This window comes from Paramixta manurensis (assembly GCF_013285385.1).
In the GTDB taxonomy this organism is placed as follows: domain Bacteria; phylum Pseudomonadota; class Gammaproteobacteria; order Enterobacterales; family Enterobacteriaceae; genus Paramixta; species Paramixta manurensis.
The window spans coordinates 2,704,256-2,726,047 of sequence record NZ_CP054212.1 but is presented as its reverse complement, the minus strand read 5'-3'; the positions used below and the strand labels follow the sequence as shown (position 1 = coordinate 2,726,047).

The following is a 21,792-nucleotide window of genomic DNA, read 5'->3' as shown; positions in this document are numbered from 1 at the left end:
AAGCCGCCTCATCAGGCGGCTTTTTTATACGGTGCGTTTAGCCAATGGTCATCAGGCTGGCGTTCCCGCCAGCGGCGGCGGTATTAACGCTTAATGACCGTTCCAACAGCAACCGTTCCAGCAGTAACTGACTTTCTCCACGGGCGAAACCTTGCACTGACACAATGGCACCTTCGCGTGCCGCCACGTGTTTACACAAGGTGCGTAGCTGGTCGGCATCGCCGTGCCAGACCACCGCGTCAAACGTTTCGGAGAGCGGCTCGGCAGAGCAATCAATGCGCTGTTGTACTTGGTTTGGCAAAGCGTCAAACAGGGTACGATGCAACTCATCGTCCGGCCATAATACCCGGCAACCGGTACTGGTTGCGGCGGCAAGCTGTGTCAGGGCATCGTTCTGGTTATCGGCCAGACAGAGCACCCGTTCGCGTGGTAAAAGCGTCAAAGTGTTACGTTCACCGGTCGGGCCGGGTAACAGATGTACGCTACCGCTTTGCGCTAATCGCGCGAAGCGCTGACAAATTTCCGCCAGTTCAGGCCGATCGTGCGCCCATTCGCTGAGCGCCTGATGCGCCTCGGTTAGCCCGGCACGCAATGAAACCTCTGCCGGTTGGGCATTATCCTGCCGCGCCAGCATGGTGCCAGGCGCCTCTTCCGGACGGCTGGAGAGCAGGCGGAGCAGGTAGAGCGGGCCACCGGCTTTTGGCCCGGTACCGGAAAGACCTTCTCCGCCAAAAGGCTGCACGCCGACCACGGCGCCCACCATATTGCGGTTAACGTACAGGTTACCGACTTTGGCATGCTGAGTGACTTGACCGATGGTTTCATCAATGCGGGTATGGACGCCTAGCGTCAGGCCATAGCCGGCGGCATTGATTTGTTCGACCAGTTGCGGCAGTTGGCTACGCGCAAAACGCACCACATGTAGCACCGGGCCAAACACCTCTTTATCCAACTCACTGACGCTATTCAGCTCAATCAACGTTGGCATGACAAAGGTGCCTTTCCGCCACTCCTCGAGGTCCTGGCGATTTTCCTGTGCCGCCTGATAAAGGGTAAAACCGCTGGTGCGCATGGCCTCAATATGGCGCTCAATGTTGGCTTTGGCTTCCGCATCGATCACCGGACCAATATCGGTTGAAAGGCGCTCCGGGTTCCCCATGCGACATTCCGCCATCGCACCGCGCAGCATTTTCAGTGTATGGTCAGCGACATCCTCCTGAATGCAGAGCAGACGCAAGGCTGAACAGCGTTGCCCGGCGCTATCAAAAGCGGAGGCGACAATATCGGTCACCACTTGTTCGGTAAGCGCAGAGGAATCAACGATCATGGCGTTGATCCCTCCGGTTTCGGCGATTAATGGAGTGGGGCGACCCTGTGGATCAAGACGCCCGGCGATATTGCGTTGTAACAGGGTGGCGACCGCCGTTGAACCGGTAAACATCACTCCGCGCACGCGATCATCGCCGGTTAAGCGGGCACCAACGGTTTCTCCGCGCCCCGGCAACAATTGCAGCACACCGACAGGCACGCCAGCATCAAACAGGATTTGCACTGCCTGGGCGGCGATTAACGGCGTCTGCTCGGCAGGTTTTGCCAGCACGCTATTACCTGCTGCTAACGCAGCGGCAATCTGACCGGTGAAAATCGCCAGCGGGAAATTCCACGGGCTGATGCAGACCACCGGGCCGAGCGGGCGATGCGTTTCGTTAGCGAACGCGCTGCGCACCTGAGCAGCGTAATAGTGCAAGAAGTCGACCGCTTCACGCACTTCAGCAACGGCATTACTGAAGGTTTTACCCGCTTCACGTACTAAAATACCAATCAGGCGCTGCATCTGGCCTTCCATCAGGGTGGCTGCCCGCGTCAGGATCGCGGCGCGTTCCTGTGGTGGCGTGGCAAACCAAATGGAACCGGCCTTCACGGCGGCATCTAACGCGCGTTGGACTTCATTTTCACTCGCCTCTCGTACCTGGCCTACCACATCCGTCGGTTCGGCAGGGTTGAGGATTGGCTGACTTTCGCCGCTATCCAACTCACCCTCAATCATCGGCTGGGCCAGCCAGGGCTGCGCGGCGCTATTGAGCAGTGCGCTGGAGAGCGACGCCAGACGGTGCTCGTTGGCTAGATCAAGCCCGGCAGAGTTTCGGCGCGTCTCACCGTAGAGCGCACGGGGTAACGGGATTTTCGGATGCGGCAAGCCAATCGCGCCTTCGCTGGCGGCCATTTTCTCTACCGCTTCGACTGGATCGGCAATCAGCACGTCCAACGGCAATGACGCGTCGGCAATCCGGTTAACAAACGAGGTATTGGCACCGTTTTCCAACAGGCGGCGCACCAGATAGGCCAGCAGCGTTTCATGGGTGCCAACCGGCGCATAAATACGGCAGGGGCGATTCAGTTTGCCCTCGGCGACTTTCCCCACCACCTGTTCGTAGAGCGGCTCGCCCATGCCATGCAGGCACTGAAACTCATACTGCCCCGGATAATAATTATTCCCCGCTAAATGATAAATGGCGGCGAGCGTGTGGGCATTATGGGTGGCGAACTGCGGATAAATTAGATTAGGCGCCGCCAGCAGTTTGCGCGCGCAGGCGAGATAAGAGATGTCGGTATACACCTTACGGGTATAAACCGGGTAGCCTTCCAGGCCTTCCACTTGGGCGCGTTTAATTTCGCTATCCCAATAGGCACCTTTCACCAGACGAATCATCAGGCGGCGGCGGCTACGCTGTGCAAGATCGACCAGCGCATCAATCACCAGCGGGCAACGTTTTTGATAGGCCTGGATGACAAAACCAATCCCGTTCCAGCCCTCCAGTTCCGGCTCAAAACAGAGCTTTTCCAACAGATCGAGCGAGAGCTCCAGCCGGTCGGCCTCTTCGGCATCAATATTAATGCCAATATCATAGGTGCGGGCCAGCAAGGTTAGCGATTTCAAGACTGGATAGAGCTCCTCTATCACGCGCTCATATTGCGCCCGGCAGTAGCGTGGATGTAGTGCCGAAAGCTTAATCGAAATGCCTGGCCCTTCGTAAATCCCACGCCCGTTTGATGCTTTACCAATCGCATGGATCGCCTGCTGGTAAGAAAGAAGATAGGCTTTGGCATCACTGGCGGTGAGGGCGGCTTCACCCAGCATATCGTAGGAGTAGCTAAACCCTTTCTCTTCCAGTTTACGTGCGTTAGCCAACGCTTCGGCAATGGTTTCGCCAGTGACAAACTGTTCGCCCATCAGGCGCATCGCCATATCGACGCCTTTACGAATCAGCGGTTCGCCGCTCTTGCCGATAATACGGTTCAGAGAGCGTGAAAGATTGGCTTCGTTATGGGTCGACACCAGGCGACCGGTGAACAGCAAACCCCAGGTGGCGGCATTAACAAACAGCGAGGGGCTGCGGCCTAAATGCGACTGCCAGTTACCGTTGCTGATCTTGTCGCGAATTAACGCATCGCGCGTCGGTTTGTCCGGGATACGTAACAACGCCTCCGCAAGGCACATCAGCGCCACGCCCTCTTGTGAGGAGAGGGAAAACTCTTGTAACAGACTCTGTACCATCCCGGCGCGCCCGCCGGCATTTTTTTGATGGCGTAGTTTATCCGCTAATGTCCAGGCCAGTTGACGCGTTTTCTCCGCCTGACCGGCGGGTAAGCGGGCCTGTTCTAATAACATCGACACCGCTTCGGTTTCCGGACGACGCCAGGCGGAGGTTATCGCCGCGCGTGCGACCGATTGCGGCAAAATCTGTTCGGCAAAATCCAGAAAAGGCTGGTGGGACTCTTCGGGCGGCAACTCGGCGGCCTCCTGCTCAGAGGAGGAAACGGCGCCCTCGGGCAGTTCGGTCCCGTTTTCTAACCGATCCAAATAGTTAAATATCGCCTGCTTAATCAACCAATGTGATGTGCGATCTATTTTTTGTGCCGCGAGTTTGATCCTTGTGCGCGTTGCGTCATCGAGTTTGACGCCCATTGTGGTGGTTCCCATTCCGTTAACACCTCATAAAAGTGAAGATAAACAATGCCAACTGGCAGCAATATCCTCCATGTTGCAACTTTGTGCAACCGTGTTAAATGTGACCGACATTCCAGAGTTGCAATGTTCATTTTTGTTAAATTTTCGCTGCTTGCGATAGGCAGAGAGAAAATAACGCGGTCATACTGCCTCTCCGGGTAACCCATTGATATGGCGATTCTGAATTGAGGTGCAACCGGGCAAGGGTGTGATTGAGTGCAACCTTCTGGCATTTTTTGGTCGATGAATAGTGAAATAACAGTAATTGATGTGTTAAATCCGTGGTGCGCGTCTTTTCATTGCTGCAGGATAGCGCGCTTTGAGGGGGAGGCTTGCCGTCCTACACCGTTCCTGCGGGATGCAAAAACGCCCCGAGCAAAAATAACCGACAAGAAATGGAGAGCCTGATGACAGTAAGCACGCCAATGATGGTGACATTCACCATCTATATCTTAGGGATGGTTTTAATCGGCTTTATGGCCTGGCGCTCCACCAAGAATTTTGACGACTATATTCTGGGTGGACGCAGTCTCGGCAGTCTGGTGACGGCCTTGTCCGCCGGGGCCTCGGATATGAGCGGTTGGTTGCTAATGGGCTTACCTGGCGCGATATTTTTGTCAGGCATTTCTGAGAGTTGGATTGCAATTGGCTTAACCATTGGTGCCTGGCTGAACTGGAAAATTGTTGCCGGCCGGTTGCGGGTGCAAACCGAACACCATAACAATGCCCTGACGTTGCCCGATTTTTTCTCTAGCCGTTTTGAAGATAACAGTAAAATCTTACGTGTTATCTCCGCGCTGGTGATCTTAGTCTTCTTCACCATCTATTGCGCTTCCGGCATTGTGGCCGGTGCGCGTTTGTTTGAAAGCACCTTTGGTATGAGCTATGAAAGCGCATTGTGGGCAGGGGCGGCGGCAACCATTATTTATACTTTTGTCGGCGGCTTTTTAGCCGTGAGCTGGACCGATACGGTACAGGCCAGCCTGATGATTTTCGCGCTGATTCTTACGCCGGTGATCGTTATTTTTGCCGTGGGTGGCCTAAGTGATTCACTGGCGGTGATTGAGGCGAAGAGCGTTGAAAATATTAACATGCTAAAAGGACTGGATTTTGTCGCGATTATCTCGTTACTTGGCTGGGGGCTGGGCTATTTCGGACAACCGCATATTCTGGCGCGCTTCATGGCGGCGGATTCGCATCGTTCAATCCGTACCGCGCGTCGCATTGGTATGACATGGATGATTCTGTGTTTGGCGGGCGCCGTCGCGGTGGGGTTCTTTGGGATTGCTTATTTCCAAAATCATCCGGAGCAGGCGGCAGGCGTGTCGGAAAATGGCGAGCGCATATTTATCGAGTTGGCGCGCATTTTGTTTAATCCGTGGATTGCCGGTATTTTGTTGTCCGCGATCCTGGCGGCGGTGATGTCCACGCTAAGTTGCCAATTACTGGTGTGTTCTAGCGCGTTGACCGAAGACCTCTATAAAAACTTTTTACGTAAAGGCGCCAGCCAACGTGAATTGGTGTGGGTAGGGCGCTTAATGGTATTGCTGGTGGCGGTGATTGCGATTGCCCTGGCGGCCAATCCGGAAAATCGAGTGCTCGGACTGGTGAGCTATGCCTGGGCCGGATTTGGCGCGGCATTCGGGCCGGTGGTGCTGTTTGCGGTGTGCTGGAAGCGTACTACGCGTAATGGTGCGCTTGCTGGTATGGTGGTCGGTGCCGTCACAGTGCTGGTCTGGAAACAGTATGCCTGGCTAGGGTTGTATGAAATTATTCCAGGCTTCCTGTTTGCCAGCCTGGCGATTGTGCTGTTCAGCCTGCTGGGGCGGGCGCCATCGCGTGAAGCGCAGGCGCGTTTTAGTCAGGCCGATATGGAGTTCCACAGCAAGTAATCTTCCTCTGCGGGCGAACCGTTCGCCCGCATAATAATAAACACGCTTACAATTTCCCCCCGCGATTTTCGACGCAAAACACGAAAAATGCCTGGTAGCAGCTTGTTTTTTTAAATCCGATAACGATAATCAATATCGTTCTGATTTACGCTTCTTTATCCCCGTAGACGCACTTTTTACTTTGAGGTTTCAGGCATGTTCGTTCCTTTTCTAATTATGCTGCGTGAAGGATTAGAGGCGGCGTTAATCGTAAGTTTGATTGCCAGCTACTTAAAACGCACGCAACGCACCCAGTGGTTTGGCGCTATGTGGGCCGGGGTGTTTATCGCCGCCGGGCTCTGCCTTGCGCTCGGTATCTTCATTAATCAAACCACCGGTGAGTTTCCGCAGAAGCAGCAAGAACTGTTTGAAGGGATCGTGGCGGTGATTGCGGTCTTGATCCTGACCTATATGGTGTTCTGGATGCGGAAAGTGGCGCGTAATGTAAAAGCCGAACTGGAAGATGCCGTCGACCAGGCTTTGCAAAAGGGCGCGAATAGCGGTTGGCCGCTGGTGTTAATGGTATTTCTGGCGGTGGCGCGCGAGGGGCTGGAGTCGGTCTTTTTCCTGCTGGCCGCCTTCACGCAGGATGTCGGTTATGCGCCGCCGATTGGGGCAATGCTCGGCCTGGCAACCGCAGTGGTGCTTGGCGCCTTACTGTATGTGGGCGGCGTGCGGCTTAATCTGGCGAAATTCTTTAAGTGGACCAGCCTGTTTATTTTATTTGTCGCCGCGGGGCTCGCAGCGGGTGCGATCCGTGCCTTTCATGAGGCGGGGCTATGGAATAGTTTCCAGGCGGTTGCTTTTGACTTAAGCAATGTCCTCTCTACCCAAACCGTGTTCGGGACATTGCTCGAGGGTATTTTGGGCTATCAGGAGGCGCCAACAGTAAGCGAAGTGGCGGTGTACCTGATTTATCTGATCCCGGCGTTGCTGCTGTTTCTGATGCCAGCTCGCCCTGCGGCCAGCGCGACGAAAGACGCGCGCGAGGCTTCTTCCGCGCGTCGTTAATGGCGCGTTTGTTCATGACTTTGACAGGGATTTACCTATGACGATTCGCTTCCGCCGTAAGACGTTACTGGCTTCTTTACTGGCGCTTTCCGCCGCGTCTGGCGCTGCCAACGCTGCAGATATTCCGCAGGTAAAAGTAAGCGTGAATGACAAGCAGTGTGACCCGATGACGCTGACCGTGAATGCGGGCAAGACGCAGTTCATCATCCAGAACAACAGCCAAAAAGGGCTGGAGTGGGAAATTCTGAAAGGGGTGATGGTGGTTGAAGAGCGTGAGAATATCGCGCCGGGCTTCACGCAAAAGCTTACCGCCAACCTGGAAGCGGGTGAGTATGATATGACCTGTGGGCTGCTGAGTAACCCGAAAGGGAAGCTGATTGTCAAAGCCTCCGGTCAGGCGTCGTCCGCGAATAATGGCAAGCCGGATGTGCTGCAATTGGTCGGGCCGATTGCAGAATATAAAGTTTATGTCACCAAAGAAGTCGATCAACTGGTTAGCGGTACCAAAGCGTTTACCGATGCGGTAAAAGCCGGGGACATTGAAAAAGCGAAAGCCCTGTATGCGCCGACCCGCCAGCATTATGAACGTATCGAACCGATTGCCGAGTTGTTCTCCGATCTCGACGGCAGTATCGACGCCCGTGAAGATGATTACGAGAAGAAAGCGGAAGATCCGAAATTTACCGGTTTCCACCGTATCGAAAAAGCGCTGTTTAGCGATCACACCACGAAGGGCATGGAAGGCTATGCCACCCAGCTCTATAACGATACGGTTGAACTGCAGAAACGAATTAATGAACTGGCCTTCCCGCCAGCGAAAGTGGTGGGCGGCGCTGCGGATCTAATTGAAGAAGTTGCTTCCAGCAAAATCTCCGGTGAAGAAGATCGTTACAGCCGTACCGACCTGTGGGATTTCCAGGCCAACGTCGACGGCGCACAGAAAATTGTTAATCTGCTGCGTCCGCTGCTGCAAAAGGCTAACCCGCAACTGCTGGCCAAAATCGACGGTAACTTTAAGAAAGTGGATACCATTCTGGCGAAATATCGCACCAAAGAGGGTTATGAATCTTATGAGAAGTTAACCACCACTGACCGTAATGCGCTGAAAGGACCGGTTACCGCGCTGGCTGAAGATCTCGCATTATTACGTGGCACCCTTGGTTTGGATTAAGCACCATGAAGAAAGTGTCTGACGCGGCGTTGCCGTCGCGTCGTCGTTTATTGAAAGGGATGGGGCTCCTGAGTGGAGCCCTTGCCGTTGGCGGTACTTGCCCGGTTAGCGGGGCAGCAGCGGATGCGTCATTTTCACCCGGCGCGTTGCCGCCTAATGCGCGGCAGGAAAATCAGCCTTTTTATGGCGAGCACCAGGCGGGGATTGTCACGCCACAACAGGCATCAATGATGTTGGTTTCATTTGATGTGTTGGCGAGTGATAAGGCCGATTTGGTTCGTCTGTTTAAGCTGCTAACCGATCGCATTGCATTTCTGACGCATGGCGGCAAAGCGCCGCTGGTGACAAATCCGCAGCTTCCGCCGTTAGATTCGGGCATTTTGGGCGCAGAGATTTATCCGGATAATCTGACGATTACCGTCTCGCTTGGCGCGTCGTTGTTTGACGACCGTTATGGGTTGCAAAAACTTAAACCTGTCAGGCTGCAAACCATGACGCGCTTCCCGAATGATTCACTGGATGCGGAGTTGTGTCACGGCGATTTGCTGCTACAAATCTGCGCCAACACTAACGACACGGTGATTCATGCGCTGCGCGATATTATTAAGCATTCACCGGATCTTCTCGGCGTGCGTTGGCGGCGCGAAGGGTTTATTTCCGACCATGCCGCGCGTAGTAGAGGAAAAGAGACGCCGATTAACCTGCTCGGTTTTAAAGACGGCACCGCAAACCCAAATACGCAAGATAGCGCGTTGATGAAAAATATCTTGTGGGTTTCAGACCAACAGGGTGAACCGGCATGGGCAGTAGGCGGCAGCTATCAGGCGGTGCGAATTATTCAGTTCCACGTCGAGTTCTGGGATCGAACCCCACTGGGTGAGCAGCAGTCGATCTTTGGTCGTGTTAAACACAGCGGCGCGCCATTGGGCATGCAACATGAACATGATGTGCCTGATTATCGTAGCGATCCGGATGGCAATGTAATCTCGTTAGATGCGCATATTCGTTTAGCCAACCCGCGCACGCCGGAAACCCAGAGTAGCCTGATGCTACGGCGCGGATACAGTTATTCGTTGGGCGTTTCGCATGCCGGGCAGTTAGAGATGGGCCTGCTGTTTGTCTGTTATCAGCATGATTTAGAAAAAGGCTTTTTGACGGTACAGAAGCGATTAAATGGCGAAGCGCTGGAAGAGTATATTAAACCCATCGGCGGCGGCTATTTCTTCGTGCTGCCAGGCGTAGTGGACGATAAACATTATCTGGCGCAAGGATTACTTGAAGCCTGAGAATGGTACGATAGCCTCCCTAATCCGGCGATAAGGGAGGCTATTTTTTGAGCAAATTAATCCCTGCGCATTGACAACCATTATTAGTTAAGAATTTTCTAATTATTTCCCGTTTATTTCCCAATTAAAAAGCCTTGTTTTTTAATAAGAAAGCATTGCTGCGCCCTTTTTTTTCATTGCGCATCGCGCTTTTTTTCGGCGCTGGAGTAAAATTAATGTTGCAAACCAGTGTGAAGTTGTAGCACTTTAAAGCTTAGCGGTAGTCTTCTGATGTTTTGTGGTTTCAGCATGGAGATCGCGAATGGAAAAGTCCTTTATTGGACATGCAGTACCGATAATCCCTTTTATTTTATCGCTTCTCGTTGCGAGGGCTTTTCTCCCTCTTCGATATTCTCTTCGTCTGTTATTTTCAACGGTGCCATTAAATCACTCTCTCCTGATCGGTGCGTGGACGCGCTTTGGCGTATCCGCGTGCTTTTTTCAACGGCTGGATAAGGCTTAAAAGGAAGCCACGACCTCTAAAGCGTTCACGTAATCGCATCGCCGTAGTTGAGATGCGGGAAATGAAACCAACTGTAAGGTGCCACTATGGGAAGACAGAAAGCAGTGATCAAAGCGCGTCGTGAAGCTAGACGCGTACTTCGTAATGATTCACGTAGTCATCGTCAGCGTGAAGAAGAATCGGTCACCTCGCTGGTGCAGATGGGTGGGCTGGACTCTATCGGTATGGCGCGCGATACGCGCGATCACTCCTTAATAGAAGCCAGGAATGATGCTCAGGCGCACTATCTTAATGCCATAGAAACAAAACAGCTAATTTTCGCCACCGGTGAAGCAGGCTGCGGTAAAACCTGGATTAGCGCTGCGAAAGCGGCTGAGGCCCTGATACATAAGGATGTTGACAGGATTATTGTTACGCGTCCGGTATTGCAGGCGGATGAGGACTTGGGTTTCTTGCCTGGGGATATCTCTGAGAAGTTTGCGCCTTATTTCCGGCCGGTTTACGACGTTCTGGTTAAACGTCTTGGTGCTTCCTTTATGCAGTATTGCTTGCGACCTGAGATTGGGAAGGTCGAAATAGCGCCGTTTGCTTATATGCGTGGGCGTACCTTTGAAAATGCGGTGGTGATTTTAGATGAGGCACAGAATGTCACCGCTGCTCAGATGAAGATGTTTTTGACCCGCCTTGGGGAGAATGTCACGGTGATTGTCAACGGGGATGTCACCCAGTGCGATTTGCCGTCCAGCGTTCAGTCTGGCCTCAGCGATGCGCTCGCGCGTTTCGAGGAGGATGAAATGGTGGGTATTGTTCGTTTTGAGAAAGAGGATTGCGTGCGTTCGGCTCTGTGCCAACGTGCGCTGCATGCTTATGGTTGATGCGTGCTAATGTGTTAGTTGCAAGGGCGTGAGTTGTCACGCCCTTTTTTATCGAACAGGCCTAATGATTCAAATCTGCGTTCTCGATCTGAAAACCGTAACCTTATTCACCTCCGACGGTATGACGCAGGCTGGCTGATGGCTTAGCGGGTGATCGACACAATATCTGCAGGACCAAGCTCCCGACCATCGTTGGCCTGAACCTTAATCCGCCGCAGGGGTTGATGATGATCAACATCTAACGGACAAGATATCGGTTCTGACGGTTCGAAAAGAAACTCCGTTCCCCATTGTGCTAAAGCGATCACCACAGGGAACAATTTTAGCCCTTTCTCGGTCGGTGCATATTCGCTGTAGGCACTCCCATCGGAGGCGGGTACTGTCTCTAAAATGCCATGTTCGACAAGCCGCTTAAGCCTTGATGATAGGATGTTTTTGGCAAGGCCCAGGCTACGCTCGAACTCGTTGAAGCGTCGGATACCGTTCAATGCGTCTCGCACGATCAATAGTGACCACCAGTCACCAATTACATCCAGTGCGCGCGCCGTCGCAATTCAAGCCGATCAGGGCAATCCGGCTTCTGCCGAGCCGCTGATTGCGCAAGTAATCGAACAACTCGGCAAGCTGGATATTCTGGTTAATAATGCTGCCATCGCGCTACAGGGCAAAACCATCGATGACCCTGAGATTGATAATGCGGCAATGGATCGCCAGTGGGCGATCAATACAATGGGTGTTATTGCCGCCTGAATGCAATGTATGGCGCTGATTGAGCCGTAGGCACCGGTCAAGGCCCTGTGCTGTGATATCTGCAGTATGCCAAAAGGCCTGAACAAAAAATTCAGGCCTTTTGGCACCGGTATGGCGTCCACTGAGAAAAACCACTATTAGCGCTGACCGTTATTTGAAAGTTTTGCATTATGTTCTTGATGGCATTAACGCCAAATTATTCACCGAGAAATGATAAACCATTTTTTTGATAACAATAGCTTTATATTTACTTATCGGGAAATAGCGTTTTTCAAAAGTGCAACTATTCTAAGGTGTTATTTAGTGCATATTGAAGTGAAAGGAAACTCTCATTATTATAACCAGCAAAATGTTCTACTCTTTGGACCATCAGTCCGTCAAGGTGAAGTGGTATGCGCTATTCAACGGGGACGGTCTCCGGGCCAGATCAATCTGCAAGCCCCTCTTTGACTATTGGAAGTAAAATCAAACACCTTAGGCAGTTGAGAGGCCTTTCTCTAAGCCATTTGTCCAAACTTTCCGGCGTTTCGAAAGCCGCGTTGTCAAAGCTCGAATCCGGGAGTTCTAACCCCAGAGTCGATACGTTGGATGCGATTGCCGTAGCATTACGCTTACCCCTTGGGGATCTAATTGGTGGAAATTCCCGGCTATACCCCTATTTTGAACGTGGCGCTCCAATGCAGGGGGATTATTCACAAAAAATGAAGTTCCGCATTGGGATTGGAAATATTTCCGAAATATGGCATTTGCAAATGAATCCGGGCGTGGTGATTAACAGCCTTGGGCACTCAATCGGTACGCATGAGCATATTATGGTGCACAGCGGAACGTTATTATTAGCGCTGGGCGCTGATGAGAAAGTCCAGCTACAACCCGGTGATTTTTATGGCTTTTCCGGTGTGGTTTCACATAGTTATATCTCCAAAGAATCCGCCGTTAGCGCAACGGTTGTCATGTCGCATATGAACCAGGCATAAAAGCCGGGTTCCACCTCGTCGGCCAGAACACACCTGAATCACCACTCTCTTCTTTTTACCCCTTCGTCCTCCGTTTACTGCGTGGCAACCAATGCCGCTACCAGTTTAGTTACTGCCTTGATAGCTGAAGGACATTGGTTGTTTTAACAACGCTTGTTGTTCGCTAAAAGAAACGAAAAAGTATCACTTCTGCGAGCTACTTGAATGCGGGTTTTTAATAATTATATAAATTTCAACTAATTGATAAGGATTTAGATGAATTATTCAAATATTATTGGGAAACCCATTGTTCCGTCTGTCAGTCAAATGTATTCTTATTCCGAACAGAAATAACCGTGCGCCTCTGAATATCTTTGGCTGGAAAGAGCATCACTATTCCTTATTCGGTTCACCGCTATCGTGAAAAGTAACCTGTAACAGGAGTACGTCCGTGTCGCAAACTCAACTTTATTTGGATGATACCTATCTCTTTAATTCACAAAGTCAGGTGCTAACGCATGGAGAGGATGAATTTGGTGCCTGGCTGGCGTTGAAAGAAAATATTTTTCATCCGCAGGGTGGCGGACAACCTGCGGATACCGGCTGGATTAATGATATTCCGGTAAAGATACGTCGGCATATTTCAGGTTTAGTCGCTGTATATCCGCAAGAAGCCATCCAATATGATAATGACACGCGCTTAACTGCTTTGTTATCCGCGCCGGAGAGATTAAGAAATGCTGCATTGCATACTGCCGGGCATTTACTGAATTGTGAGTTGCATCAATATGGATGGGTCGCGCGTTCAGGTCACCATTTTCCCGGTGAGGCCCGCGTGGAGTTTACCATGCAGGGGGCAGGGGCAGTATTGAGTGAGGATTTACCGGTCGATAAAATCAGCGAGAATATTATAAAAAAACTACGTCATGGGGCGAAAGTCAGCGCGTGGATGGAGGGGGAGACGCGTTTAACATTAATTGAAAATACCGTTCCGATCGCCTGTGGCGGTACTCATGTAGAAAATATTAACCAGATTGGCGGTTTTTTAATTAAAGCGGTTAAATTTAAAAAAGACGTTTTGCGTATCAGTTATGATGCTGAATATGCCATCCCGTAATCATCTTTCTGCTGGCGGTCTGTTTTTTTACTCATTTTTTAAAACTGAATAATAAATGGGTGAGGGTTTATTATCTTCATCTTACGACAGCCTATTAATCCCCCGCTCTGGAAGAAATTCATATTTATTTTTTGAGGGTCATATAATGAATAAAGTCAATCTGGCTGAAGCCTTTGAAACCTTTAGTGATTACTGGAGTCCGAGAATTGCCGGCGAACTTAATGATTCCTATGTCAAACTGGCGAAATTTTCCGGTAAGTTTGACTGGCATCATCATGAACATGAAGATGAATTGTTCTTGGTGGTCAGTGGCCGTTTGCGTATGGGGTTACGCAGCGGTGATATAGATCTTGAGCCGGGGGAGTTAATTATTGTTCCCAGAGGGACGGAACATTGTCCTGAGGCGCTCACTGATGAATGCCATGTCATTTTGCTGGAACCGAAGTCTACCCTGAATACCGGAAATGTCATCAGCGAACGCACCGTCCGGAATCTAAAAGATCTGTAAAGCGTGGTCTGTTTAGAGCGGTTTTCTCAGTAGCTGTAACAAAAGCCTGAACTTTCGTTCAGGCTCTCTCTCTTTAAATATGGCGGTGAGGGGGGGATTGACTCGCTTTGCTCGCCCTGCGGGCAGCGTCGCAGGCTCCGCTGTCCAACTGGCTGTCGCCAGTTGTCGAACCCGGCGGGGGTTCTCATCACCCCACTTGTCACTGCACTATGCAAAAAAAAAGCCCGAACTTTCGTTCAGGCTCTCTCTTTAAATATGGCGGTGAGGGGGGGATTGACTCGCTTTGCTCGCCCTGCGGGCAGCGTCGCAGGCTCCGCTGTCCAACTGGCTGTCGCCAGTTGTCGAACCCCGGTCGGGGCTTCTCATCCCCCCTGGTGGGGTGCAATATGCGAAAAAAAAGCTCGTACGCAAGTACGAGCTCTTTCTCAAAGATGGCGGTGAGGGGGGGATTGACTCGCTTTGCTCGCCCTGCGGGCAGCGTCGCAGGCTCCGCTGTCCAACTGGCTGTCGCCAGTTGTCGAACCCCGGTCGGGGCTTCTCATCCCCCCTGGTGGGGTGCAATATGCGAAAAAAAAGCTCGTACGCAAGTACGAGCTCTTTCTCAAAGATGGCGGTGAGGGGGGGATTGACTCGCTTTGCTCGCCCTGCGGGCAGCGTCGCAGGCTCCGCTGTCCAACTGGCTGTCGCCAGTTGTCGAACCCCGGTCGGGGCTTCTCATCCCCCCTGGTGGGGTGCAATATGCGAAAAAAAAGCTCGTACGCAAGTACGAGCTCTTTCTCAAAGATGGCGGTGAGGGGGGGATTCGAACCCCCGATACGTTGCCGTATACACACTTTCCAGGCGTGCTCCTTCAGCCACTCGGACACCTCACCATATTTTTCACGCTACCCGCCAGGGGGCAACGGGGCGCTACTATAGGGAGTCGAAAGAATCCGGTCAAGCACTATTTTTCCTGGTGCTGATGTTCGGTTAAGCCTTAACCAGTAAGGAATTAATCGGTACGCCATGGCACCGGTTTACTCGCCAAAATGACCCCAACGCGCCGGTTATGACTTCACCCGATTGGCAAAACTTTTCCGCAACTTTTGCAGTTTCGGTGGAATCACCGCCAAACAATATCCATTACGCTGACCGGCGCCTTCCCAGTAGTCCTGATGATAATTTTCTGCCGGATACCACTCCTTCAACGGCTCGATAGTGGTCACCACCGCTTGCTGGTGATCTTGCTGCGCGCGGGCAATCGCTGCCTTGGCTTCCTGCTCCTGTTCCGGCGTTGCCGGGAAGATAGCCGAACGATATTGTGTACCAATATCATTACCCTGACGGTTAAGCTGAGTAGGGTCATGCGTGGCGAAACTAATATCTAATAAATCGCCGTAGCTCACTTGCGCAGGGTCGAAACCAATACGAATCGCTTCGGCATGCCCGGTTGCGCCGCTACACACTTGCTCATAGGTGGGGTTAGCGCGCGCGCCGCCGGTGTACCCGCTCTCGACTGAGGTCACGCCAATGACATCTTTAAATACCGCTTCGGTGCACCAAAAACAGCCACCGGCAATTACCGCATATTCTGTTGCCATAAAATCGACTCCTGAGTTCTTTCTGTCTTTCTGAAGATAAGCGTAATTCGTTGCAACAGCATACGTAAAAATCATGGCAGCGCTATCGCAGCCTGTGCGATAGCGGTTTAATTTCATCACGGATTAGGGCGCTAACAACTCCGGCTTAAAATCATCGCGCCGGTTAATAATTTTCTCACCCATGGCGGTAAAAATACCATCGCCGGTATAGTGCAGAGTTTGTGGGTATTCCGGATGCGTGGCGACGTGCGCTTTAACCACTTCGAAGATAAAAAAGTTATAGCTATCGACCAGCGCATTGTCATACAGCTGGCACTCAAAACTGGCATAACATTCGGCAATCAGTGGTGCGTTCACCCGCTCGGCTTGCTGTGGCGTGAGATGATTAGCGCCGAACTTATCGACTTCGGGCCCATGGCTATTGCCAATGGCTACCACGCGATCAACCAGCTCGGCGGTTGGTAAATTAATTACGCATTCGCCACTCTCGCGGATCAGGGTGTGACTATAATTGATGCCCGAAATCATGCAGCCGACCAGCGAGGGTGAAAACTCCAGCACGCTATGCCAGCCGAGGGTCATAATATCGGTTTGATCTTGCCAGCGAGAGCTGAGCAGCACAATCGGGCCGGGCTCAAGATATTTGCGAACCTTTTCCACCGGAAACTCTTTTTTGCTGAAAGTGACCATACGCATTCTCGGTAATGAAGGATCCCTTCAGTGTAGACCCTTAGCGCGGAGGTTCGCCTTTTACGCGGCGCATCAGGCACCAGAGTGGTAGCGGTAGCGTGACAATCAGCAACAGCCACAACAGCGAATAAACCGCATCTACGCCATCGTTTTGTAAGTTAATGAAGAGTTTTACCGGCATGCCCTGCGGAAAGTAGCAAAAGACCATCACGATACCGAATTCTCCCATCGCACGTACCCATGCCATGGCGACGCCGGTGGCTAAACCCCGGCTCGCCAACGGCAAAGTTAAGCGCAGGAAAATTTGCTTACGCGAGGCACCGAGCGTCTCGCCAGCTTCTTCAATATCGCGCGGGACGGTTTCAAAGGCTGCCCGGGCGGAGAGGATAAACCACGGCAGCGCGGCATAAATTTGCGCCAGTACGAACGCGGCGGGGTTGTTATTGAGCACGATACCGAGATGGCCCAGCCGTTCGCCCAGCGTACCATAGGGGCCATAGACCGATACCAGCAAAATCCCCAATGCTAAGGGGGGCGTCAGTAACGGAACCAATACCGCCACTTCCACCACGCCACGCCAGCGTGCGGAGGTTCTGGCCAGCCAATAAGCCAATGGCAACCCCGCGAGGATCACCAGCGGCAAAGCAACCAAACCCAGCCCCAACGACACCGCGACCGCCTGGCTATCGCCATAGGCCAGGTGAATATGCCCCCAGGGCGTTAACAATGCCAGCGTAATAAACGGCGCCAGTAATAACCCTAGCGCCGGCAGCCCCAGTGGGAAGGCAAACAATTACAGGTCTCCGCCTTTGGCCTGGTCATACCCATTTTGTTGCAATAGGTGTTGGCCTTCGGCGCTTTGCAGGAAGCTAACAAACTTCTGCGCCAGTGCCGGTTGTGGCGCATTCTTCAGCACCGCCGCATAAAATACCAATGGCTGAGTGTGGAGTTCGCTGGTTTTGCCATGCGCATCGGTAAGGGTAAAACTGACTTTGTCATACCAGGCTTTGGACATTTGCGGATTGCTGAGGTTGATCTCATCGGGCAATTTTAGGTAAGGCAAGCCCGCCGAGCGTGTCGCGCTTTCATAACCAGAAGCAGCATCCACTTGGCCCGCTTCCAGACGCGTCAACAGGCCGCCTTCAGCAAAGACTTGCTGTGGATTCTGCGTCTCGCCTAACACTTTTTTTGCCAGCCCAGGCTGTTGATAATATTTTTCAGCCAGCATCAGGGTAAAGATAATGTTTTGGCCTTGTGGATCGGTTGCCGGGTCGGTACGACCAAAGCGTAATCCCGGTTGTTGCAAGAGCTGCCACCATGGCTGGGCGTCTTTATGTTGTTGCTGAATGGCGTCAAATGTGGCTGCGTATTTTCCTTTCGGGTTCCAGGCTATCACCATACTGGTGCTGGCGACCGGAACCGCGTGATCGACCAGCCCGGCTTTCTGTAACACGGCGATAGGGCCAGGCGTAATGGAAATAAACACATCTGCCACAACTTTTTTCGATGCCAATAGATGCGCCATGCCGTAAGCGCCCTGGCCTTGCCCCTGATAATTAACTTTATTTTCGCGGGCGAAGGTGGGGCCAAGGTGTTTATCCATGACAACCCCCATCGAACCGGCATACGTTACGCGGATATTGTCGGCGGCCTGGACGACGGCGCTAAACAGTAAGGCGCTGGTTAAGGTGAAAAGGGCGGCGCGTCGGGCAAAACGGGTGGGGAGAGCGTTCATTAGGTTATTCTCGTTATGTAAAAGATTGCATAACGGTAGTAAAAAAAACGCGCCAGTCAATATACCATTGTTCAACGACCACCCGAAGTGGTCGTATTATCGCCAGTTCACGCCGCTCTATGAAGCCTCTTCCGCCAACCGATTGCGATCATCGGTGGTGAATAGGCGAATCAGTAAACTACCGGCTCCGGCCAGTGTCGCCAGCGTAACAACCCCCGGCCACCCGGCCAAGGCCAGTGCTTTGCTGCCTAAAACCGCGCCTACCGACATACCAATAAAAACCACGGTAAACATGATGGCATTGAGCCGACTACGCGCATCAGGATTAAGACTATAGATAATGGTTTGATGGGCGACTAATGTCGCCTGAATCCCCAGATCAAAGCCGACAGCGCTGATCACAATAACGGCCAGTTGCCCGTGTGGCGACAGTAATGGTAAGCAAAACATCAGCGCAAAAGAGATCATCACAATTGCAGAGCCGACGCGTGTAACGTGGTTAGGGCCGCGGCGATCGGATAAGCTACCGGCAATCGGCGCGGCCAATGCGCCCGCCGCGCCCGCCAAGCCAAAAGAACCGGCAACCGCGCTGCCCAAATGCCAGGTTTCGCTGAGCATCATTGCCAGCGTTGACCAAAAGGCGCTAAATGCCACCGAGAGCAAACCCTGTGCCAGCGCGGCGCGGCGCAAGGCAGACCAAGTCAGCCATAGTTGACCTAAGGATAAGAGTAGCGCCGGATAACGCAGCCGGGTGCCGGGCGTAAAGCGCGGCAGTATGCGCCACAATACCAACGTAATCACCAAGACAGCGGCTGCCGCCACAGCATAAACCGTCCGCCAGCCTAAGTACTCGGCGACGAAACCGCTCACTACCCGTGAAAGTAAAATACCCGCCAGCAAGCCGGTCATAACTGTGCCTACCGTTCTGCCCCGGCGTGTTTCTGAAGCTAGCGCCGCCGAAGCGGGAATAATGTCTTGGGTGACGGTCGCGGTCAGACCAATCGCCAAACTAATCACTAACAGCATGGGAAGTGTATTAATAAAGCTACACACCAATAATGTGGCGGCCAGCAATAGACCTTTTAGTAAAATAATGACGCGCCGATCGTAACGATCTCCCAACGGCGCAAGGAACAGGATACCTAACGCGTAGCCAGTTTGCGTTAGAGTGGGAATCAGACCGGTATCGGTCACACTAGCATGAAATTGTTGGCTCAAAATCCCCAGCATCGGCTGGCTGTAATAAATCGACGCCACGCAAAGACCGGCGGCAAGCGCCAGTAAAAAGACGGTGCGGCTGGTTAGGATATACGGTTTATGGGTGCTCATTAGTCTGCCCGAATCAAAGTGTCTCTGTATTGTGGGCGGTATTACCGGCGTCGGGTAGACGGCAGAGAGGTAAAACTGTTATACACAATGCGTATGAAAAAGAACCTAATGAATGGTATAGATCGCATAGCGCTAATGCATACCTTTGTGCGGATTGTTGAGAGCGGGAGCCTTTCCGCCGCCGCGGTGCAGATGGGGACTACCCAGCCGACAATTAGTCGACGGTTACAGGCGTTGGAACATTTGCTGGGAGCGAAGCTCATTCAGCGCACCACGCATGCGATGAAACTGACCGATGATGGCGAGCGTTGTTATGAGCATGCCCGCCAGTTGCTTACACATTGGCAGGTTTTGGAGGATGAATTACGCGGGGTGGAAGATGAGCCGGTAGGGGTGTTACGGGTCCGTGCGCCTCACGCCTTTGGGCAGGAACAATTGATTGCGCCGCTGGCAGAATATCTGCAGCAATACCCGCAAACCACCATTGAATGGAGGTTAAACGATCACACTCCCGATTTTATTTCCGATGGTGTCGACTGTGCGATCCACGTCGGGGCGGTAAGTGATCCGTCGCTGGTGGCGGTTTTACTGGCGGAGGTGCCACGGATTGTGGTGGCTGCGCCCGCCTTATTGGCGCAACATCCGCCGGTCACACAGGTTGATGAGCTACGGCAGTTACCTTGGCTGGCATTAAGCACCTTTTACCAACAAGAGGTCACACTGACCCACGAAGCGTGTGGCGAGGCCAGGCGCTTCCCGATTGCGCCACGCTTAAGTACCGACAGTCTGTACGCCACGCGCCGGGCGGCGCTAGCCGGATTGGGCGCGGCGCTGGTGTCGGCATGGGTGGTGGAGGACGATCTGGCGGCCGGCCGGTTACGGCATTTGGTACCGGAGTGGCAAGCCGCATCATTACCCATCTATCTACTTTATCCGTATGCCAGTTACTATCCCGCCAGATTGCGCAAGTTTCTTGATACGATGCGTGAAGTGATGCCAAAAATCATCGGAACGCGACCGGCGGCGGGCAGCGGTGTGGCGTGAAGACGCTGACAGGCGCCACTTTGATTAAGAGATACGCACGCGTGGCAGATCGGCGATACGGGTGGTCCAGGCTGGCGACAACATCTCGCGTTTCATCGCCCACTCCTGTTGAATACCCTGACCGGCAAACCACAGCGTATTACGCGCTTTTTTATTCAGGTCATCACAGACTTTCATTAGCTTTTCGCTATTGTGTCGTGGCTGGAACGCATCAAACAGATGAAGTTGCGCCACACCCTGACTAAAAAAGTCGCCTAAGATCACGCCAGCTTTCATATAACGATGGTCAGGGCGCCAAATAGCGTCCAGGCAGCGTAGGGCGGCAGCGGTAATGTCGCGCGTATCCTGCGTTGGGATCTGCAATGTATAACTGGCGCCATTCGAATACCACGCGCCGCGGCTATCGTGGGGGCTGGTACGGATAAAGGTGTTAATTTCGCGGCAATACTGGTGTTCCCGCCGTAATTTTTCCGCCGCGCGCGCCGCATAGGTAGAAACCGCTTCGCGCATTGCCATATAGTCGGTAACGCGTTCACTGAAGGAGCGGGAACAGAGAATATGTTGTTTAGTGGGGGGAAACTCATCAAAAGCCAGGCACGGCTCACCACGCAGTTCGCGCGCGGTGCGCTCCATCACGACACTAAAATGTTTGCGGATTAACGCCGTCGGCGCTTCGGCAAGTTGTAACGCGTTGGTGATGCCCATAAGGTTTAATTTTTTCGCCAGCCGCCCGCCCACTCCCCAGACCTCTTCTACCGGCAGATAGTGTAAGAGCTGGCGCTGATGCCGCGGCGATGTAAGCTCAACCACGCCGCCGGTTTGTTGCGGCCAGCGCTTCGCCGCCAAATTCGCCAGTTTTGCCAGCGTCTTGGTTGGCGCAATCCCCACGCCGACGCTCAGGTGAACCTCTTTTTGCAGGCGATTACGTACCTGATGACCAAAAGTCTTCAACGGCATACAGTTCGCAACACCGCTAAGATCCAGAAAAGCCTCATCAATAGAATAATTTTCAACCCGCGGCGCCATCTCTTCTAGTGTCTCCATCACGCGCCGGGACAGATCGGCATACAGCGCATAGTTGGACGAGAACACCGCCACATTATGCTGCTGTAGTTGGGGGCGGATTTTGAACCAAGGGCTGGCCATCCGGAAGCCAAGCGCTTTCGCTTCGCGATTCAGTGAAATGACACATCCGTCATTGTTCGATAACACCACCACCGGACGGCCTTTCAGATCGGGACGAAAGACGGTTTCGCAAGAGGCGTAGAAGGTATTGACATCAACTAAAGCATACATCG

Annotated in this window: 18 protein-coding genes, 1 tRNA gene and 3 other RNA genes; 10 read left to right on the top strand and 12 right to left on the bottom strand. The window is 52.6% G+C overall.

What is annotated here, in order from left to right; all coding sequences use genetic code 11:
* Positions 1 to 37: 37 nt before the first annotated feature.
* On the bottom strand, positions 38 to 3,982 hold the full coding sequence (gene putA / locus PMPD1_RS13230) for a trifunctional transcriptional regulator/proline dehydrogenase/L-glutamate gamma-semialdehyde dehydrogenase (RefSeq protein ID WP_173634483.1): 3,945 nt from the start codon (positions 3,980 to 3,982) through the stop codon (positions 38 to 40).
* Positions 3,983 to 4,416: 434 nt separating this feature from the next.
* Here putA and putP point away from each other — a divergent pair, with 434 nt between their 5' ends.
* The 5 genes from putP (at position 4,417) to phoH (ending at position 10,785) form a co-directional block, all read left to right on the top strand.
* Positions 4,417 to 5,901, top strand: coding sequence for a sodium/proline symporter PutP (putP, locus tag PMPD1_RS13225; protein ID WP_173634482.1), 1,485 nt, complete (start codon positions 4,417 to 4,419; stop codon positions 5,899 to 5,901).
* A gap of 195 nt (positions 5,902 to 6,096) precedes the next feature.
* Positions 6,097 to 6,951: an iron uptake transporter permease EfeU gene (gene efeU, locus PMPD1_RS13220; RefSeq protein WP_173634481.1), complete on the top strand. Its 855-nt coding sequence runs from the start codon at positions 6,097 to 6,099 to the stop codon at positions 6,949 to 6,951.
* A gap of 37 nt (positions 6,952 to 6,988) precedes the next feature.
* On the top strand, positions 6,989 to 8,122 hold the full coding sequence (gene efeO / locus PMPD1_RS13215) for an iron uptake system protein EfeO (RefSeq protein WP_173634480.1): 1,134 nt from the start codon (positions 6,989 to 6,991) through the stop codon (positions 8,120 to 8,122).
* Between the two features lie 5 nt (positions 8,123 to 8,127).
* Complete coding sequence (efeB, locus tag PMPD1_RS13210) at positions 8,128 to 9,408, top strand: iron uptake transporter deferrochelatase/peroxidase subunit (RefSeq protein WP_173634479.1); 1,281 nt, start codon at positions 8,128 to 8,130, stop codon at positions 9,406 to 9,408.
* A gap of 588 nt (positions 9,409 to 9,996) precedes the next feature.
* Positions 9,997 to 10,785, top strand: a complete 789-nt coding sequence (gene phoH, locus PMPD1_RS13205; protein ID WP_173634478.1) for a phosphate starvation-inducible protein PhoH — start codon at positions 9,997 to 9,999, stop codon at positions 10,783 to 10,785.
* A 143-nt stretch (positions 10,786 to 10,928) separates the two neighbouring features.
* Here phoH and PMPD1_RS22750 read toward each other — a convergent pair whose 3' ends face one another.
* A complete protein-coding gene (locus PMPD1_RS22750) occupies positions 10,929 to 11,339 on the bottom strand; it encodes a winged helix-turn-helix transcriptional regulator (protein WP_354292910.1) in 411 nt (136 codons plus the stop codon).
* On the opposite strand from PMPD1_RS22750, the gene PMPD1_RS13200 reads away from it, so the two are divergent.
* The 4 genes from PMPD1_RS13200 to PMPD1_RS13185 all read left to right on the top strand — a co-directional run bounded on the left by PMPD1_RS13200 (position 11,251) and on the right by PMPD1_RS13185 (position 14,116).
* A complete protein-coding gene (locus PMPD1_RS13200) occupies positions 11,251 to 11,535 on the top strand; it encodes an SDR family NAD(P)-dependent oxidoreductase (protein WP_354292619.1) in 285 nt (94 codons plus the stop codon). The genes PMPD1_RS22750 and PMPD1_RS13200 overlap by 89 nt on opposite strands.
* Before the next feature lie 392 nt (positions 11,536 to 11,927).
* Complete coding sequence (locus tag PMPD1_RS13195; protein ID WP_173634476.1) at positions 11,928 to 12,512, top strand: XRE family transcriptional regulator; 585 nt, start codon at positions 11,928 to 11,930, stop codon at positions 12,510 to 12,512.
* A gap of 529 nt (positions 12,513 to 13,041) precedes the next feature.
* Positions 13,042 to 13,608, top strand: coding sequence for an alanyl-tRNA editing protein (locus PMPD1_RS13190; protein WP_354292617.1), 567 nt, complete (start codon positions 13,042 to 13,044; stop codon positions 13,606 to 13,608).
* 145 nt (positions 13,609 to 13,753) lie between these two features.
* Entirely contained in the window at positions 13,754 to 14,116 is a 363-nt protein-coding gene (locus PMPD1_RS13185) for a cupin domain-containing protein (protein WP_173634474.1), read from the top strand.
* A 256-nt stretch (positions 14,117 to 14,372) separates the two neighbouring features.
* Here the strand turns inward: PMPD1_RS13185 and PMPD1_RS13180 are convergent.
* The 9 genes from PMPD1_RS13180 to PMPD1_RS13140 form a co-directional block, all read right to left on the bottom strand.
* A non-coding RNA gene (locus tag PMPD1_RS13180) (RtT sRNA) lies at positions 14,373 to 14,503 on the bottom strand.
* 45 nt (positions 14,504 to 14,548) lie between these two features.
* Positions 14,549 to 14,679: non-coding RNA, RtT sRNA (locus tag PMPD1_RS13175), on the bottom strand.
* A 45-nt stretch (positions 14,680 to 14,724) separates the two neighbouring features.
* A non-coding RNA gene (locus PMPD1_RS13170) (RtT sRNA) lies at positions 14,725 to 14,855 on the bottom strand.
* Between the two features lie 45 nt (positions 14,856 to 14,900).
* Positions 14,901 to 14,988: transfer RNA gene (locus tag PMPD1_RS13165), tRNA-Ser, on the bottom strand.
* Positions 14,989 to 15,162: 174 nt separating this feature from the next.
* Positions 15,163 to 15,696, bottom strand: coding sequence for a peptide-methionine (S)-S-oxide reductase MsrA (gene msrA / locus PMPD1_RS13160; RefSeq protein ID WP_173634473.1), 534 nt, complete (start codon positions 15,694 to 15,696; stop codon positions 15,163 to 15,165).
* 123 nt (positions 15,697 to 15,819) lie between these two features.
* Positions 15,820 to 16,386, bottom strand: coding sequence for a flavin reductase family protein (locus tag PMPD1_RS13155; RefSeq protein ID WP_173634472.1), 567 nt, complete (start codon positions 16,384 to 16,386; stop codon positions 15,820 to 15,822).
* Between the two features lie 40 nt (positions 16,387 to 16,426).
* Positions 16,427 to 17,179 carry a molybdate ABC transporter permease subunit gene (locus PMPD1_RS13150; protein WP_173634471.1) on the bottom strand — a complete coding sequence of 251 codons (753 nt, stop codon included), beginning with the start codon at positions 17,177 to 17,179 and terminating at the stop codon, positions 16,427 to 16,429.
* On the bottom strand, positions 17,180 to 18,121 hold the full coding sequence (locus PMPD1_RS13145) for an extracellular solute-binding protein (RefSeq protein WP_173634470.1): 942 nt from the start codon (positions 18,119 to 18,121) through the stop codon (positions 17,180 to 17,182).
* 117 nt (positions 18,122 to 18,238) lie between these two features.
* Positions 18,239 to 19,450, bottom strand: a complete 1,212-nt coding sequence (locus tag PMPD1_RS13140; RefSeq protein WP_173634469.1) for an MFS transporter — start codon at positions 19,448 to 19,450, stop codon at positions 18,239 to 18,241.
* 93 nt (positions 19,451 to 19,543) lie between these two features.
* Between PMPD1_RS13140 and PMPD1_RS13135 the strand changes: the two genes are divergently transcribed.
* Entirely contained in the window at positions 19,544 to 20,494 is a 951-nt protein-coding gene (locus PMPD1_RS13135; protein ID WP_173634468.1) for a LysR family transcriptional regulator, read from the top strand.
* A gap of 24 nt (positions 20,495 to 20,518) precedes the next feature.
* Here PMPD1_RS13135 and umuC read toward each other — a convergent pair whose 3' ends face one another.
* Entirely contained in the window at positions 20,519 to 21,790 is a 1,272-nt protein-coding gene (umuC, locus tag PMPD1_RS13130) for a translesion error-prone DNA polymerase V subunit UmuC (protein WP_173636220.1), read from the bottom strand.
* Positions 21,791 to 21,792: the final 2 nt, after the last annotated feature.

What these genes read in the sequence shown, in the direction of transcription:
- putA (WP_173634483.1), bottom strand. Translation starts at nt 3,982, where the DNA reads ATGGGAACCACCACAATGGGCGTCAAACTCGATGACGCAACGCGCACA.
- putP (WP_173634482.1), top strand. Translation starts at nt 4,417, where the DNA reads ATGACAGTAAGCACGCCAATGATGGTGACATTCACCATCTATATCTTA.
- efeU (WP_173634481.1), top strand. Translation starts at nt 6,097, where the DNA reads ATGTTCGTTCCTTTTCTAATTATGCTGCGTGAAGGATTAGAGGCGGCG.
- efeO (WP_173634480.1), top strand. Translation starts at nt 6,989, where the DNA reads ATGACGATTCGCTTCCGCCGTAAGACGTTACTGGCTTCTTTACTGGCG.
- efeB (WP_173634479.1), top strand. Translation starts at nt 8,128, where the DNA reads ATGAAGAAAGTGTCTGACGCGGCGTTGCCGTCGCGTCGTCGTTTATTG.
- phoH (WP_173634478.1), top strand. Translation starts at nt 9,997, where the DNA reads ATGGGAAGACAGAAAGCAGTGATCAAAGCGCGTCGTGAAGCTAGACGC.
- PMPD1_RS13195 (WP_173634476.1), top strand. Translation starts at nt 11,928, where the DNA reads ATGCGCTATTCAACGGGGACGGTCTCCGGGCCAGATCAATCTGCAAGC.
- PMPD1_RS13185 (WP_173634474.1), top strand. Translation starts at nt 13,754, where the DNA reads ATGAATAAAGTCAATCTGGCTGAAGCCTTTGAAACCTTTAGTGATTAC.
- msrA (WP_173634473.1), bottom strand. Translation starts at nt 15,696, where the DNA reads ATGGCAACAGAATATGCGGTAATTGCCGGTGGCTGTTTTTGGTGCACC.
- PMPD1_RS13155 (WP_173634472.1), bottom strand. Translation starts at nt 16,386, where the DNA reads ATGGTCACTTTCAGCAAAAAAGAGTTTCCGGTGGAAAAGGTTCGCAAA.
- PMPD1_RS13145 (WP_173634470.1), bottom strand. Translation starts at nt 18,121, where the DNA reads ATGAACGCTCTCCCCACCCGTTTTGCCCGACGCGCCGCCCTTTTCACC.
- PMPD1_RS13140 (WP_173634469.1), bottom strand. Translation starts at nt 19,450, where the DNA reads ATGAGCACCCATAAACCGTATATCCTAACCAGCCGCACCGTCTTTTTA.
- PMPD1_RS13135 (WP_173634468.1), top strand. Translation starts at nt 19,544, where the DNA reads ATGAAAAAGAACCTAATGAATGGTATAGATCGCATAGCGCTAATGCAT.
- umuC (WP_173636220.1), bottom strand. Translation starts at nt 21,790, where the DNA reads ATGTATGCTTTAGTTGATGTCAATACCTTCTACGCCTCTTGCGAAACC.